Below are 13,705 nucleotides of genomic sequence, written 5' to 3' on the forward strand. Positions count from 1 at the left end.
GGCTGTGATGGTTCGCGGGGTGGGGGTTTCCGCTTCCACCAGCCGGTGGTCTCGTTGGTCCAGGTTCACAAAGATCATTCCGTACCGGATGGCACACCGAACGGGCTGCGGCGCCCCCCGAGGCCGCCGCAGACACCGGTACGCCCGTACGTCCTCGTCCTCGTCCCGCGTGACGACCACCGGTTCACCGAAGACGGTCACCATCAACGAGTCACCGGGGTGGGGGATCGCGGTGACCAGATCGATGAAGTGCCATCCGGAGCGATAGGCGGTGGCCATCTCTCTGCGGAAGGAGCGGTCGTCGGGTGGAGTAGTCATGTCAAGACCAGATGCTGTCGGCGGGGAAGAGCTGTGCACTCTCGTCGGCAGGCGCGGTCGACGTCACCACCACCGAGTCGGCATCGCCGGCTTGCGCATCACCCTTCGCAGCTGACAGGCCACTCAGTGTTCCGAAGGCCATAACGGCGGAGAAGGCGGCGACAAGCACCGAGCGAAGCATTCTCTTCCTCATAGTCGGCTTCGTCCTCACTTGAAGGTCCCCTCTTCCCCCGTCGGATAAGACGATGGCTCATTCAGGCACTTCATGGCCACACAATCAGTGCATCATGTTCCTGCATGTTCAGGACCCTGGGGGGTGGAGATTTGACAACAAATCGGACCAACGCGACACATCCCCATGCGATCACTGAACTGTGTGCAGAGGGGGAGCGCCTCTATGCCAGCGCACTGCGCACCGGGCGCATCACCCGCGCGGACGTGGAACCCGCCCCCTGCCTCATGGAATACGCCCTCCTGCACCCCGATCCCGACGACGCGAACTGGCTGCGCCCGGTTCCCCCCTCCGTCGCACTGGCCCAGCGCCTGAACCCGATCGAGCGCGAGATCTCGGAACGCCGACGGACCTCGATCGAGCTGGCCGAGGTGTTCGAACCGTTCATGGCCCTCAGCGCGCAGGACACGGCACCCACCCACGCGATCACCGTGCTGGAGGGCCTGGACCGGATCAACGCGGCGCTCGACCTGGCCACCGACCAGTGCCGGAACGAGATGCTCACCATCCAGCCCAGCGCCAACCACCCCGAGCGCCGGGTCATCGAAGGACTGGAACGCGACCGGACCCTCACCGAGCGAGGTGTCCGCATCCGGACCCTGTACCAGCACACGGCCCGGTACAGCCCCGCCCGGATCGCCTACATGGAGCGCTTCGCCGACGGCAAGGTGGAGTACCGGACCATCGACGAGCTGGTGGAACGGCTCATCATCTGCGACGAGTCCGTGGCCTTCCTGCCCGTGCGCGACGACCGGCAGGTCGCCCTGGAACTGCGGCACCCGGGGCTCGTCGGCTATCTCATCAAGGTGTTCGAGTTCATGTGGAACCGCGCGGTGCCGCTGAGCGCCGGCGCCCCGTACGAGACGGCCCCCGACGGCATCACCGACATCCAGCACTCCATTGCCAAGCTCCTCGTCGAGGGCCACGTCGACGAGGCGATAGCCCGCCGCCTGGGCATGAACGTACGCACCTGCCGAGCCCACATCGCCAAGCTCGCGACCGCCCTCGGCAGCGGCAGCCGCGCCCAGCTCGGCTTCCTCATCGCGCAGTCGGGCATCCTCAAGCCCGACCAGCCGATATCCGGGGGAGACGGCCACCCGTGACCGCGGCGCACACGCACGGAGCGGAGGAGCTGTGCGAGGCGGGCCACGACCTGTACACCCGGGCACTGCGGGAGGGACGGGTCCTGGCCGTGGAGGCGGACGAGGCACCCTGTCTGGTCGACCTCGGGCTGCTGCAACCGGACCTCGGGGACCTGCGGTGGCTGCGCCCCGTCACCCCGGCCTTCGCCCTGCACCGCCTGCTGCGCACCGTCGAGGACCGCATCGCCGACGAGCGGCGCCGCGAGGAGCGGCTGACGGCGATGTTCGCGTCGCTGCTGGAGATCGACGGTCCGCACGCGGCCGCCGGGGCTCCGATGATCAGCGTCCTCAGCGGTCTCGACGGCATCGGGCAGGCCATCCACCGCACGGTGGCGGACGCGTCGGGTGAGGTGCTCACCATCCAGCCGCACACCGGTCACACCCACTCCCCCGCCGAGACCCATGCCGAGGCGCTGGTCCGCGACCAGGACCTGCTCGACCGGGGCGGCCGTATCCGCGTCCTCCACCAGCACACGCTGCGCCACGCCCCCGGCATCCTGGCCCGCTACGAACGCCTCCACGGGGATGTCGAGGCCCGCACGCTCGACGAGGTCACCCAGCACCTGATCGTCGTCGAGCGCAAGGTCGCGTTCATCCCCGCCGACAAGGACCGCACGCTCGCCCTGGAGATCCGCCACCCCTCCGTCGTCGGGTTCCTCGCCACCGCCTTCGACCGCCTGTGGCGGCTGGCCACCCCGATGCACCCCCGAGCCGTCCAGCAGCCGACCCTCAACGGCATCACCCCCCGCCAGAAGGCCATCGCCGCCCTGCTCGTCGAGGGCCGCACCGACGCCGTCATCGCCGACCGGCTCGGCATGAACATCCGCACCGCCCGCGTCCACATCGCCAAACTCGCCGCCACCCTCGGCAGCGAGAGCCGGGCCCAACTCGGCTATCTCATAGGGCAGTCGGGCATTCTCGGCCAGGAGGACACAGACGCGTGAGCACGGTGGCAGCCCATCCGGAACACGGCCCGGAAGACCCGTGTCCCGAAGGCGTCGAGCTCTACGCACGGGCCCTGCGCGAGGGTGGGATCGACAGCCGGGCCGCCGCGGCCCTGCCCTGCCTCCTCGGCACCGGGCTGCTGCGGCCCGCCGCCCGGGACGCCGCCCGGCTGGAACCCGTACCGCCCGCCGTCGTGCTGCACCGCATGCTGCGGGCCACCACGGACCGGGTGGCGCACGAGCGGCGGCGCGAGGAGCGGCTCGCCGAGGCCTTCGCGCCGCTCCTGCGGGCGGACGTGCGCGGCGCGGAGGCCGCGGAGAACCCGGCGATCAGGGTCGTCAGCGGTACCGGCCCCATCAACGAGGCCATCAGCGCGGCCATGACGGGCGTCGTGGACGAACTCCTGTGTGTGCAGCCCAACGTCCACTACAGCGACAGCCGGGGTGCCGCCGCCCAGGCCGTGGCCATGAGCCGGGACCAGGCGCTGCTCGACCGCGGCGCCCGCATCCGCACCCTGTACCAGCACACCCAGCGTCACATGCCGCTGGTTCTGGCCCGCTACGAGCAATTGAGCGGCGACGTCGAGGCGCGTTCCCTGGACGAGGTGACCGACCGGCTCATCGTCGCCGACCGGGACGTGGCCTTCATCCCCGCCGACGGGGACGGCACGGTCGCGCTGGAGGTCCGGCACCCGGCGCTGGTCGAGTTCTTCGCCAGCACCTTCTACCGGCTGTGGTGGCAGGCCACGCCCATGTATCCGCAGACCGTCCACCGGCCGAGCCTCAACGGCGTCACCCCGCGTCAGCGGGCCATCGCCGGGCTGCTCGTGGAGGGCCACACCGACGCCGTCATCGCCGACCGGCTCGGCATGAACATCCGCACCGCCCGCGTCCACATCGCCAAACTCGCCACCACCCTCGGCAGCGAGAGCCGCGCCCAACTCGGCTACCTCATCGGACGGTCCGGGATTCTTGACCGGGGAGCGTGATCGGGGGCACGGCCGCCGGTCCGTCCAGGCCCACCTGCGCTATCCGCACGCCCAGTTGGGTACGGCTGGCCGCCCCGAGCGTCTCTGACAGCCGCGCGATGTGGGCCCGGCAGGTGCGCACGCTGATCCCCAGCCGTTCCGCGATCACCGCGTCCTGGTGGCCCTCGGCCAGCAGGGCGGCGATGGACTGCTCGCGGTGGGAGATGCCCTCGATGCCGGTGTCCGGCAGCGGGGCGGTGAGGGGGATCGCCAGCCGCCACAGCCGCTCGAAGACCGTCACCAGGTACTCCACCAGCGCCGGGTGCCGCAGCTCCAGGGCGAGGGTGCGGTCGGCGTTGGCGGGGATGAAGGCCACCGTGCGGTCGAAGAGGATCAGCCGGTCGATGACCTCGTCCAGGGTCCGCGCCTGGACCGAGCCGCCCATCAACTCCAGGTAGTTCAGCAACCCCTGGCCGTGCCGGGCCACATGGGTGTACAGGTCCCGCATCCGTACGCCCCGGCCGCGCAGCGCCAGCGCCCGGTGCAGACCCTCCGTCAGCTCGTGCTCGGGCCGGATGCCGCCGGGCTGGACCGTGAGGACCTCCGTCGTGCACGCCTCGGTCGCCTCGTCCATCGCGGCCTGGATGCGGGAGAGACCGTCCAGGACGCGGATCGCGGTCCCCTCGCCGGCGCCCGGCACGACACTGGGCCCGAGACCCGCGTACCGCTCCACCGCCGCGACGGCCTCGCCCACCCGCCGCTGGCTCGCACTGACCTCGTCGTGGACCGCGCGCAGCAGCCGGGTCATGACCTCCTGCGGTGCCGTCGGCACCAGCCAGTCCATGTCGTCGGGGTCCGGGTGCAGCAGGGCCAGTTCCAGCAGACAGGGCACCGGCCCGGCGTCGGCGCGCGGCACACGTCCGCGGCGTACGGCCCGGGAGTACACCCGGCCCCCGGCCTCGCAGAGCCGGTCAGCACCGTGTGGATGGTCGTCCGTCCCGAGCCCGGCCATTGCCCATCCCACCCCCGGTTCCAGCGTCTACCGCCCTCTTGTCCTGTTTCCCCACCGGGGCGTCGAAGCCCCCTCGGCTCCGCAACTATGCGCGGCCCGGACCGGCTCCGCAACACGGCTTCTCGGGCCAGGGACGGGGAAAACAACCGGTATGAGCCGTTATCGACGGGCCTCCGTCCGCACCTCTGCAACAAGCTGACGGTGCGGGTGCCCGGGCGAGGGGGCCGGGCCGGGCGTCAACCTCGTGCGAGTGGACGTGACGCGCAAGCGGGACCAGGAAAGCGGAAAGGGCCGGAGGGAAGCCCCTCCGGCCCTGTGCGCGTGGTTACTTCAGGCCCGCCGACTGGCAGGCGCTCAGGTAGTCCGAGGTGCAGATGTCCTTGACGGTGTAGATGCCGTCCTTGACGACGGTGCTCTTGATGTTGTCCCGCGTCAGGGCGACGACCTGGACGAGCTGGGCCGGGATGTTCTTGTCCGTGGGGCTGTCGACGCTGTCCTTGGCGAGGGCGTCGAACTGGATGCCCTTGCCCTGGATCTTCGTCACGGCCATCTCGGCGGCGGCCTCGGCCTCGTCCGGGTACGGCTTGTAGACGCTCATGTACTGCTCGCCCGCGACGATCCGCTGCACCGCGGACAGCTCGGCGTCCTGGCCCGTGATGGGCGGGAGCTTGGTCATGCCCGCGTCCTCCATCGCCTGGATGGCGGCGCCGGCCATGGCGTCGTTCGCGGAGTACACGGCCTTGATGTTGCCCTTGCCGATCGCGCTGACCGCCTCGGCCATGTTCTTCTGCGCGGTCTCCGGCTTCCAGCCGTCGACGTCGTAGGACTTGGCGATCGTCACCTTGCCGTTGAGCTCCGACATCGCGCCCGCCTTGAACTGACCGGCGTTCGGGTCGGACGGCGAGCCGTTGATCATCACGATCTTGTCGGAGGTGTCGATGCCCGAGCCGAGCGCCTCCAGGAGGGAGCGGCCCTGCACCTCGCCGACGAGTTCGTTGTCGAAGGAGACGTACCCGTCGATGGGGCCCTCGGCGAGCCGGTCGTAGGCGATGACCGGGATGCCCGCGTCCTTGGCCTTCTCCACCATGCCCGCGATGGCGTGCGAGTCCACGGCGTCCAGCAGGATGACGTCGACCTTCTGGTCGATCATCTGCTGCATCTGCCCGGCCTGCTTGGTGGCGTTGGCCTCGCCGTTGGCGTAGATGGTCTTGCCCTGCTTGTCGGTGAGCTCGGCGACCTTCCTCTGGATGATCGGGTAGTCGAACTCCTCGTAACGGGTGTTCGTCTTCTCCGGCATCAGCACACCCACGGTGATGTCGTTGCCCTTGGTCGGACTCGCCTCGCTCCCGCTCGCGGCGCCGAGCGCACCGCAGGCGGCCAGCGAGAGGGTCATCGTGGACGCGGCCACGGATATGGCGATACGACGCATGGGTCTGCTCACTTCTGATGCTTTCCGGACGCGGGCGCGGCATTGCGGCCCATGTGACTGAAAAGCCAACGCGGCGCCGCCCACCGGCGTCAAGCGGAATCACTTAACGAGTGCGCAACGCCACGCTCCGCCGATGGTGTGAAGACTTGGCGCGAACACTAGTACAACCAACTTCACACCTCGCGAGTCATGATCACGGCAGCACCACAACTGCTGTTCCCTGTCCGACCAGAGGATCGAATGAAGTCAGCCAGACGCACGACCGCCGCGGCCGTCGTCCTCGCCACCGCCGGCACCCTGTTCACCGTGACCGCGACCCCCGCCTCGGCCGCCGTCACGTGCGCCTCCCCGGTGTTCAAGCGGCAGTTCTACGCGAACACGTCCTTCTCCGGCACGCCGAAGAAAACCGACTGCGACAACGCGATCGACCGGACCTGGACCGGCGCCCCCGTCTCCGGGCTGCCCAAGGACAACTTCGGCGTCCGATGGAGCCTGACCCGCGACTTCGGCTCCGGCGGCCCCTTCACCCTCAGCGCCACCGGCCTCGACGGAATGCGGGTGTACCTCGACGGCGTCCGCAAGATCGACCTCTGGAAGAACACCTCCACGACGGTCACCAAGACCGCCAACGTCACCATCCCCGCCGGCAAGCACACCCTGCGCATCGACTACGCCAACTGGACCGGCGCCGCCAAGGTCAAGGTCACCTACGCCCCGCGGACCTCGGCAGACGTCGACAAGGTCAAGCCCCTTGTCCCGACCGGCACTTCGGTGACCTACGACAAGGCCACCAACAAGGCCAGGATCACCTGGGCGAAGAACCAGGAGATGGACCTCGCCGGGTACCAGGTCTACCGGCGCCTCAAGGGGACGTCGTTCCCCGGTACGCCGCTGACCACGACCACCTCGACGTCCTACACCGACAGCACCCTGCCGCCGACCGGCGACACCTACTACTACGAGGTCCGCGCCCGCGACAAGGCCGGCAACACCTCGGGCGGCACCGCCGACCAGCCCGTCACCACCGTCGACCGGACCGCTCCGGCGGCGGCCACCGGGGTGTCGGCGCTGGGTACGACCGCGGGCAACTCGGTGACGTGGCAGGCCTCCTCGTCGAAGGACGTCCACCACTACGAGGTGTGGGCCGCGCGCAACGGCGACCCGGACCCCGACGGGCCCGACGTCGTCTTCGGGACCTCGTACGTGGACCGGTTCGCCGAGGCGGGGGTGCCGTACACGTACACCGTGCAGGCCCTCGACGCGGCGAACAACCTCTCCCCGGCCACCGCCCGGGTCACGGTCACCCGCCCGGTCGCCTCGGCCGTGCCCGCCCCGGCCGGTGCCACCGGCACGCCCGCCGACGCGTCCACCACGCTCGCGTGGACCGCGGCCGCCGACGCCACCGGGTACCGCGTCTACCGGCGTACCGGCGTCAACGCCGCCTGGAGCCTGCTCGGCAGCGCCGCGGGCACGTCGTACGAGGACACCTCCGCGCCGAACGGCAGGGCGTACTACTACGTCGCCTCGGTCGACGCCCAGGGAGCCGACTCGGCGCCCTCCGCCGACGTCACCGTCGACCGGCTCACGCCGGCCACCGCGACCGGCCCGGCCGCGCCGAAGCTGACCCTGGTCACCAACGGGGTGCCCGGCCGCTCCCCCATCGAGGTCACGGCCGCGCCCGGCGCGGGTGACGAGGGACGCGTCCTGAAGGGCTACGCCTGGGAGATGTCGGGCGCCTGCGGCTCCAGCGGCGACCGGTTCTCCACCGACGGCACCCTCACCTGGACGGCCCCCTGGAACGGCCCCTGCGTCGCCACGGCGTACGCCGTGGACGCCTACGGGCGTCAGGGCACGCAGAGCTCCTCCGTGGAGTTCTTCAGCGGCCGCTGACAGCACACGAGCAGGGGCTCGGAGAGATCTCTCCGAGCCCCTGCTCGTGCGGGAACGCCTAGTCCTTGGCCTTCTTCGGACGCCACACCACCAGCGCGCTGGTCTGCTGGACCTCCTGGTACGGCACCAGGTCGCGGCGGTACGACGCGTGCACCGCCGCCTCGCGCTGCTGCATGGCCGCCGCGGCGCCCTCGACGGCGGCCTGGAGTTCGGCCACCCTCGACTGGAGCGCGGCGACCTGGTTCTCCAGCTCGATGATGCGCTTGATGCCGGCGAGGTTGATGCCCTCGTCCTGCGACAACTGCTGGACGGTGCGCAGCAGTTCGATGTCCCGGGCCGAGTAGCGCCGGCCGCGGCCCGCGGTCCGGTCCGGGGACACCAGGCCCAGGCGGTCGTACTGGCGCAGTGTCTGCGGGTGCAGGCCGGACAGCTGGGCCGCCACCGAGATGACGTAGACCGGGGTCTCCTCGGTCAGTTCATACGGATTGCGTCGACGGCCGTCCATCTCGATCAAGCTCCCTTCGCGGCCTGGAACAGCTCCGCCCGTGGATCCTCACCCACGGTCGCCTCGCGATACGCCTCCAGCGCGTCACGAGCCTTCCCCGACAGCTCGGTCGGGACACTCACCTCGACGGTGACCAGCAGATCGCCCCGGGTGCCGTCCTTGCGGACCGCGCCCTTGCCCCGCGCCCGCATGGTGCGGCCGTTGGGCGTGCCCGGGGGCAGCTTCAGCGTGACCGAAGGGCCGCCCAGCGTCGGCACCCTGACCTCGCCGCCGAGCGCCGCCTCGGAGAAGGTCACCGGGACCGTCACCGTGAGGTTGTCGCCCTTGCGGCCGAAGACGGGGTGCGCGCCGACGTGGACCGTGACGTACAGGTCGCCCGCCGGGCCGCCGCGTTCGCCGGGCGCTCCCTTGCCGCGCAGCCGGATCCGCTGCCCGTCGGAGACTCCCGCCGGGATGCGGACCTGCATGGTGCGGGAGGACTTGGCCCGCCCGGAGCCCTTGCAGATCTCGCAGGGGTTCTCCGCGATCAGGCCGCGGCCCTTGCAGTCCGGGCACGGGTCGGTGAGGGAGAAGCCTCCCCCGGAGCCCCGCGCCACCTGGCCGGTGCCCACGCACGTCGGGCACACCCGCGGGTTGCCGTTGGCGTCGCCGGTGCCCGAACAGGCCTTGCAGGGGGCCTGCGAGGACATCCGGAGCGGGACCGTCGCACCCTCGATCGCCTCGGTGAAGCTGAGGGTGACCTCGGTGTCGATGTCCTGCCCGCGCCTCGGCTGGACGCGGGTGCTGCCGGAGCTGCCCCGGTTGAACAGGCCCCCGAAGACGTCTCCGAGTCCGCCGCCGAAGCCGCCGGCTCCCTGGCCCCCGCCCTGGGCGCCTCCGAAGAGGTCGCCCAGGTCGAAGTTGAAGGAGCCGCCCGCGCCGCCCGGCCCCGGACGGAAGCCGCCGTTGCCGAAGAGGGCGCGGGCCTCGTCGTACTCCTTGCGCTTCTTGGGGTCACCGAGGACGTCGTTCGCCTCGGAGATCTCCTTGAAGCGCTCCTCGGCCTTGGCGTTGCCCTTGTTGGCGTCCGGGTGGAACTCGCGGGCGAGCTTCCGGTACGCCTTCTTGATCTCGGCCTCGGTGGCGTCCTTGGGGACGCCGAGGACCTTGTAGTAGTCCTTCTCGATGAAGTCCTTGGTGCTCATCCCCGACGCGCCCCCTTTCCGGTGTCCCGATCACTGTGTACGACCTCAGCCCTCCTCAGGGCCGTTGTCCTTGTCGTCGCCGGCCTCGGACCCGTCCTCGGCCTTGACCGTCTGCGCGCCCGGCTGCGGTTCGGCCACGGCCACCCGCGCGGGGCGGATGGTGCGCTCGCCGATGCGATACCCGGGCTGCAGAATCGCCACGCACGTCGTCTCGGTGACGTCCGGTGCGTAACTGTGCATCAGGGCCTCGTGGATCGTGGGGTCGAAGGGCTCGCCCTCCTTGCCGAACTGCTGCAGGCCCATCTTGGCCGCGACGGTCTCCAGGGACTCCGCGACGGACTTGAACCCGCCGAGCAGTTCCCCGTGTTCCCGCGCGCGTCCGATGTCGTCGAGCGTGGGCAGGAGCTCGGTCAGGAGGTTCGCTACGGCGATCTCCTTGACCGTGATCCGGTCCCGCTCCACCCGGCGGCGGTAGTTCTGGAACTCGGCCTGGAGCCGCTGGAGGTCGGCGGTGCGCTCCTCGAGCGCCTTGCGCGACTGGTCCAGCTGGGCCGTCAGACCGGCGATCTGTGCTGTTGCGTCCCCGGCCGGGGCCGCCCCCGCCTCCGAAGAGGGGGTGGCGGCCTTCGGCTCGGCGTCGTCGGGGGTGGCGCCGGAGGGGACGTCGGGCTTCTCGTCGAAGCCCGGGGTCTCCTCCGTCACGCGGCACCGTCCTTGCGCTCGTCGTCCACGATCTCGGCGTCCACGACGTCGTCGTCCGCCTTGGCCTGCGAGGCGCCCTCGCCGGCCTCGGCGCCGCCCGCGGCCTGTCCGGCCTGGGCGTCGGCGTACATGGCCTGGCCGACCTTCTGGGAGACCGCGGCGACCTTCTCGGTCGCGGTGCGGATCTCCGCGGTGTCCTCGCCCTTGAGCGCGGTCTTCAGCTCCTCGACGGCGGACTCGACCTCGGTCTTGACCTCGCCGGGGACCTTGTCCTCGTTGTCCTTGAGGAACTTCTCCGTCTGGTAGACGAGCTGCTCGCCCTGGTTGCGGGTCTCGGCGGCCTCGCGGCGGCGGTGGTCCTCCTCCGCGTACTGCTCGGCCTCCTGGCGCATCCGGTCGACCTCGTCCTTCGGCAGCGAGGAGCCGCCGGTGACGGTCATCTTCTGCTCCTTGCCCGTGCCGAGGTCCTTCGCGGTCACGTGCATGATGCCGTTGGCGTCGATGTCGAAGGCGACCTCGATCTGCGGGACACCGCGCGGGGCCGGCGGCAGACCGGTCAGCTCGAACATCCCGAGCTTCTTGTTGTACGCCGCGATCTCGCGCTCGCCCTGGTAGACCTGGATCTGCACGGAGGGCTGGTTGTCCTCGGCGGTGGTGAAGATCTCGGACCGCTTGGTCGGGATCGTCGTGTTCCGCTCGATGAGCTTGGTCATGATGCCGCCCTTGGTCTCGATGCCGAGGGACAGCGGGGTCACGTCGAGGAGCAGGACGTCCTTGACCTCACCCTTGAGGACACCGGCCTGCAGGGCGGCGCCGATGGCGACGACCTCGTCCGGGTTGACGCCCTTGTTGGCGTCCTTGCCGCCGGTGAGCTCCTTGACGAGCTCGGCCACGGCGGGCATACGGGTGGAGCCACCGACGAGGACGACGTGGTCGATCTCGTTGATGGAGACGCCGGCGTCCTTCATGACGTTGAAGAACGGGGTCTTGCAGCGCTCCAGGAGGTCCGCGGTCAGCTGCTGGAACTGGGCCCGGGTGAGCTTCTCGTCCAGGTGCAGCGGGCCCTCGGCGGAGGCCGTGATGTAGGGCAGGTTGATCGAGGTCTCGGTCGAGGAGGACAGCTCGATCTTGGCCTTCTCGGCGGCCTCGCGGAGGCGCTGGAGGGCCATCTTGTCCTTGGCGAGGTCCACGCCGTGACCGGACTTGAACTGCTGCACCAGGTAGTCGACGACGCGCTGGTCCCAGTCGTCACCACCGAGGTGGTTGTCACCGTTGGTGGCCTTCACCTCGACGACGCCGTCGCCGATCTCCAGCAGGGACACGTCGAAGGTGCCGCCACCGAGGTCGAAGACGAGGATCGTCTGGTCGTCCTTGTCGAGGCCGTACGCGAGCGCGGCCGCGGTGGGCTCGTTGACGATGCGCAGGACGTTCAGGCCCGCGATCTCGCCGGCCTCCTTCGTCGCCTGGCGCTCGGAGTCGTTGAAGTACGCCGGGACGGTGATGACCGCGTCGGTCACCTTCTCGCCCAGGTAGGACTCGGCGTCCCGCTTCAGCTTCTGGAGGATGAAGGCGGAGATCTGCTGCGGGTTGAAGGGCTTCCCGTCCAGCTCCATCTTCCAGTCGGTGCCCATGTGACGCTTCACCGAACGGATGGTCCGGTCCACGTTGGTGACCGCCTGGCGCTTGGCCACCTCGCCGACCAGCACTTCGCCGTTCTTCGCGAAGGCGACGACGGACGGCGTGGTCCTGGCACCCTCGGCGTTGGTGATGACGGTGGGCTCGCCGCCTTCGAGAACGCTGACGACGGAGTTAGTCGTGCCCAGGTCGATGCCGACCGCACGTGCCATGGTTGATTCCTCCAGCTGACTTGAGTGGAACAGGCTCAAGTGTGCACGACAGCCCCGGCTCGGTCAACAGACCTGAGTCGTGTGGACTCAACTCTTATCCGTTCCTTACACGCAACTGGCCCCTGACCTGCGTCGACGCCGGACGCGGGGCGCTACTGGACCTGACACGAAGGAGTGCCAGTACGACGAGCAGGGCGCCCCCGGCGACCCAGAGAGCGCCGGTCGCGGCGATCCACCCGAGGTGCATCAGGACCGCGACGAGTACCCCGCCGAAGGCCGCGACACCCAGGACGACACACGCCCCCTGCACGGTGAGCCCGAGCCGCCGCAGCCGGTGGGCGAGATGGTCGGGGGCGGCCCGCAGCAGCGGCCGCCCGGACAGCCGCCGCCCGAGCACCACGAGCACGACGTCGGCGCTCACCACCGCCGTCAGCGCGAACAACACCCCCGCGCCGGAACCGAGTTCCTGCCCCGCGCGGGTCGTCACGGCGGCGGCCGCGAGCACGAACCCGGTGAACAGCGCCCCGCACGCGCCGAGTCCCGCGCGCGCGGGATGCCAGTTGTGCATCAGGAACCCGGTCAGCGCGGCGGCCAGCACGCTCAGCAGCACGGCGAACCCGTCCATCACCTCGGCCGCCGCACAGGCCCCCACCCCGAAGGCGGTGACGACCCCGACGGTCCCGGCGAGCCCGTCGGCGTGGTCCAGCGCCTTGAACCCGAGGGCGACGAAGACGATCCAGCCCACCGCGAGGATCCCCGCGAGCACCCCCGTCTCCTCGTACGGCACGACGCACGCCGCCGCCACGGCCGTACCGCCCACGAGGAACCGTGCCTTGACCCGCCGCACGTCGGCGACGAGCCCGAGCAGGGCCACGCAGGCGCCCGCGACGAGCAGGCGTCCGACGTCGGGGCCGAGCGGGGTGACGCCCCGCCAGTCCCCGACGAAGGCGACACCGCACGTGGCGGCCACCACCGCCGTCCCGCCGGACAGCGGCATCGGCCGGCGCCATCGCCGGTCGACGATGCCGAGGCGCAGGGCGGCCGCCCGCAGCACGGCGGTGAGCACGGCGGCGAGGAGCAGGGCGGAGGTGGCGGCAAGGATCCCGTAGAGCACGAGCCTAAATTAGCGCCGTATGTACCAATTCATCACGAATAACACGATCGGGTTTTAAGGTAACCCTCAGCGATTCAGATCACCTCGTGCCCGGCTACAGTGCGGCGGGGGATGGGGGTAGTCTCAGACGGACTGCATAAGTTACCGCTTAGTAATCTCGCTCGTAGAACCCTCGCAGGCCCGAGGAGCCCCGAAATGCAACTCGCCGCGATCATCGTGTCGCTGGTACTGATCGTGGTCGGCGTGGCCCTGTTCGCCCGCGCCCTCCTCCAGATCTACACCTTCATGCGACTCGGTCAGGACGTGCCCGCGGGCACCCGTACCGACGAACCCGGCCGGCGCACCGCCACCGTGGCCAAGGAGTTCCTCGGCCACACCCGGATGAACCGCTGGGGCGTCGTCGGTGTCGCGCACTGGT

The 13,705-nt window shown here is 70.1% G+C and carries 14 protein-coding genes; 5 read left to right on the forward strand and 9 right to left on the reverse strand.

Annotation, left to right across the window (positions count from 1 at the left end; all coding sequences use genetic code 11):
• Nucleotides 1–318, reverse strand: a 318-nt coding sequence (locus EHS43_RS22020) for a hypothetical protein (RefSeq protein ID WP_125192490.1), incomplete at its 3' end; no start/stop codon positions are given.
• 1 nt (nt 319) lies between these two features.
• Nucleotides 320–499, reverse strand: coding sequence for a hypothetical protein (locus EHS43_RS22025; RefSeq protein WP_125192491.1), 180 nt, complete (start codon nt 497–499; stop codon nt 320–322).
• A 143-nt stretch (nt 500–642) separates the two neighbouring features.
• On the opposite strand from EHS43_RS22025, the gene EHS43_RS22030 reads away from it, so the two are divergent.
• Genes EHS43_RS22030 through EHS43_RS22040 form a run of 3 tightly spaced genes read left to right on the forward strand, consistent with a single transcriptional unit; the run spans nt 643 to nt 3,625 of the window.
• Nucleotides 643–1,653 carry a response regulator transcription factor gene (locus tag EHS43_RS22030; RefSeq protein ID WP_125192492.1) on the forward strand — a complete coding sequence of 337 codons (1,011 nt, stop codon included), beginning with the start codon at nt 643–645 and terminating at the stop codon, nt 1,651–1,653.
• Nucleotides 1,650–2,636, forward strand: a complete 987-nt coding sequence (locus EHS43_RS22035) for a helix-turn-helix transcriptional regulator (protein ID WP_125192493.1) — start codon at nt 1,650–1,652, stop codon at nt 2,634–2,636. Before EHS43_RS22030 ends, EHS43_RS22035 begins: the two co-directional genes overlap by 4 nt.
• Entirely contained in the window at nt 2,633–3,625 is a 993-nt protein-coding gene (locus EHS43_RS22040) for a helix-turn-helix transcriptional regulator (RefSeq protein ID WP_125192494.1), read from the forward strand. The genes EHS43_RS22035 and EHS43_RS22040 overlap by 4 nt, the downstream gene beginning before the upstream one ends.
• On the opposite strand, the gene EHS43_RS22045 is transcribed toward EHS43_RS22040, so the two are convergent.
• Both EHS43_RS22045 and EHS43_RS22050 read right to left on the reverse strand, forming a co-directional pair.
• Nucleotides 3,588–4,616, reverse strand: coding sequence for a LuxR C-terminal-related transcriptional regulator (locus EHS43_RS22045; RefSeq protein ID WP_125192495.1), 1,029 nt, complete (start codon nt 4,614–4,616; stop codon nt 3,588–3,590). The two genes, EHS43_RS22040 and EHS43_RS22045, sit on opposite strands and share 38 nt — an antisense overlap.
• Before the next feature lie 325 nt (nt 4,617–4,941).
• Entirely contained in the window at nt 4,942–6,045 is a 1,104-nt protein-coding gene (locus EHS43_RS22050) for a sugar ABC transporter substrate-binding protein (RefSeq protein ID WP_125192496.1), read from the reverse strand.
• 240 nt (nt 6,046–6,285) lie between these two features.
• On the opposite strand from EHS43_RS22050, the gene EHS43_RS22055 reads away from it, so the two are divergent.
• On the forward strand, nt 6,286–7,935 hold the full coding sequence (locus EHS43_RS22055; RefSeq protein ID WP_125192497.1) for a PA14 domain-containing protein: 1,650 nt from the start codon (nt 6,286–6,288) through the stop codon (nt 7,933–7,935).
• 58 nt (nt 7,936–7,993) lie between these two features.
• On the opposite strand, the gene EHS43_RS22060 is transcribed toward EHS43_RS22055, so the two are convergent.
• From EHS43_RS22060 to EHS43_RS22080, 5 genes are all read right to left on the reverse strand, one after another.
• Nucleotides 7,994–8,440 (reverse strand): heat shock protein transcriptional repressor HspR, encoded by a 447-nt coding sequence (locus EHS43_RS22060; protein WP_037706704.1) that lies wholly within the window; start codon nt 8,438–8,440, stop codon nt 7,994–7,996.
• Nucleotides 8,441–8,445: 5 nt separating this feature from the next.
• The gene (dnaJ, locus tag EHS43_RS22065) at nt 8,446–9,624 is read right to left on the reverse strand and encodes a molecular chaperone DnaJ (RefSeq protein ID WP_125192498.1); all 1,179 of its coding nucleotides are present in this window, start codon (nt 9,622–9,624) and stop codon (nt 8,446–8,448) included.
• Nucleotides 9,625–9,669: 45 nt separating this feature from the next.
• The gene (grpE, locus tag EHS43_RS22070) at nt 9,670–10,326 is read right to left on the reverse strand and encodes a nucleotide exchange factor GrpE (RefSeq protein WP_125192499.1); all 657 of its coding nucleotides are present in this window, start codon (nt 10,324–10,326) and stop codon (nt 9,670–9,672) included.
• The gene (dnaK, locus tag EHS43_RS22075) at nt 10,323–12,173 is read right to left on the reverse strand and encodes a molecular chaperone DnaK (protein WP_125192500.1); all 1,851 of its coding nucleotides are present in this window, start codon (nt 12,171–12,173) and stop codon (nt 10,323–10,325) included. The genes grpE and dnaK overlap by 4 nt, the downstream gene beginning before the upstream one ends.
• A gap of 94 nt (nt 12,174–12,267) precedes the next feature.
• Nucleotides 12,268–13,287: an MraY family glycosyltransferase gene (locus tag EHS43_RS22080; protein WP_125192501.1), complete on the reverse strand. Its 1,020-nt coding sequence runs from the start codon at nt 13,285–13,287 to the stop codon at nt 12,268–12,270.
• 195 nt (nt 13,288–13,482) lie between these two features.
• On the opposite strand from EHS43_RS22080, the gene EHS43_RS22085 reads away from it, so the two are divergent.
• A partial coding sequence (locus EHS43_RS22085) for a hypothetical protein (RefSeq protein WP_148104076.1) occupies nt 13,483–13,705 on the forward strand: 223 nt, incomplete at its 3' end.

It is taken from the genome of Streptomyces sp. RP5T (genome assembly GCF_003933965.1).
Lineage (GTDB): Bacteria > Actinomycetota > Actinomycetes > Streptomycetales > Streptomycetaceae > Streptomyces.

What these genes read in the sequence shown, in the direction of transcription:
- EHS43_RS22025 (WP_125192491.1), bottom strand. Translation starts at nt 499, where the DNA reads ATGCTTCGCTCGGTGCTTGTCGCCGCCTTCTCCGCCGTTATGGCCTTC.
- EHS43_RS22045 (WP_125192495.1), bottom strand. Translation starts at nt 4,616, where the DNA reads ATGGCCGGGCTCGGGACGGACGACCATCCACACGGTGCTGACCGGCTC.
- EHS43_RS22050 (WP_125192496.1), bottom strand. Translation starts at nt 6,045, where the DNA reads ATGCGTCGTATCGCCATATCCGTGGCCGCGTCCACGATGACCCTCTCG.
- EHS43_RS22055 (WP_125192497.1), top strand. Translation starts at nt 6,286, where the DNA reads ATGAAGTCAGCCAGACGCACGACCGCCGCGGCCGTCGTCCTCGCCACC.
- EHS43_RS22060 (WP_037706704.1), bottom strand. Translation starts at nt 8,440, where the DNA reads ATGGACGGCCGTCGACGCAATCCGTATGAACTGACCGAGGAGACCCCG.
- dnaJ (WP_125192498.1), bottom strand. Translation starts at nt 9,624, where the DNA reads ATGAGCACCAAGGACTTCATCGAGAAGGACTACTACAAGGTCCTCGGC.
- dnaK (WP_125192500.1), bottom strand. Translation starts at nt 12,173, where the DNA reads ATGGCACGTGCGGTCGGCATCGACCTGGGCACGACTAACTCCGTCGTC.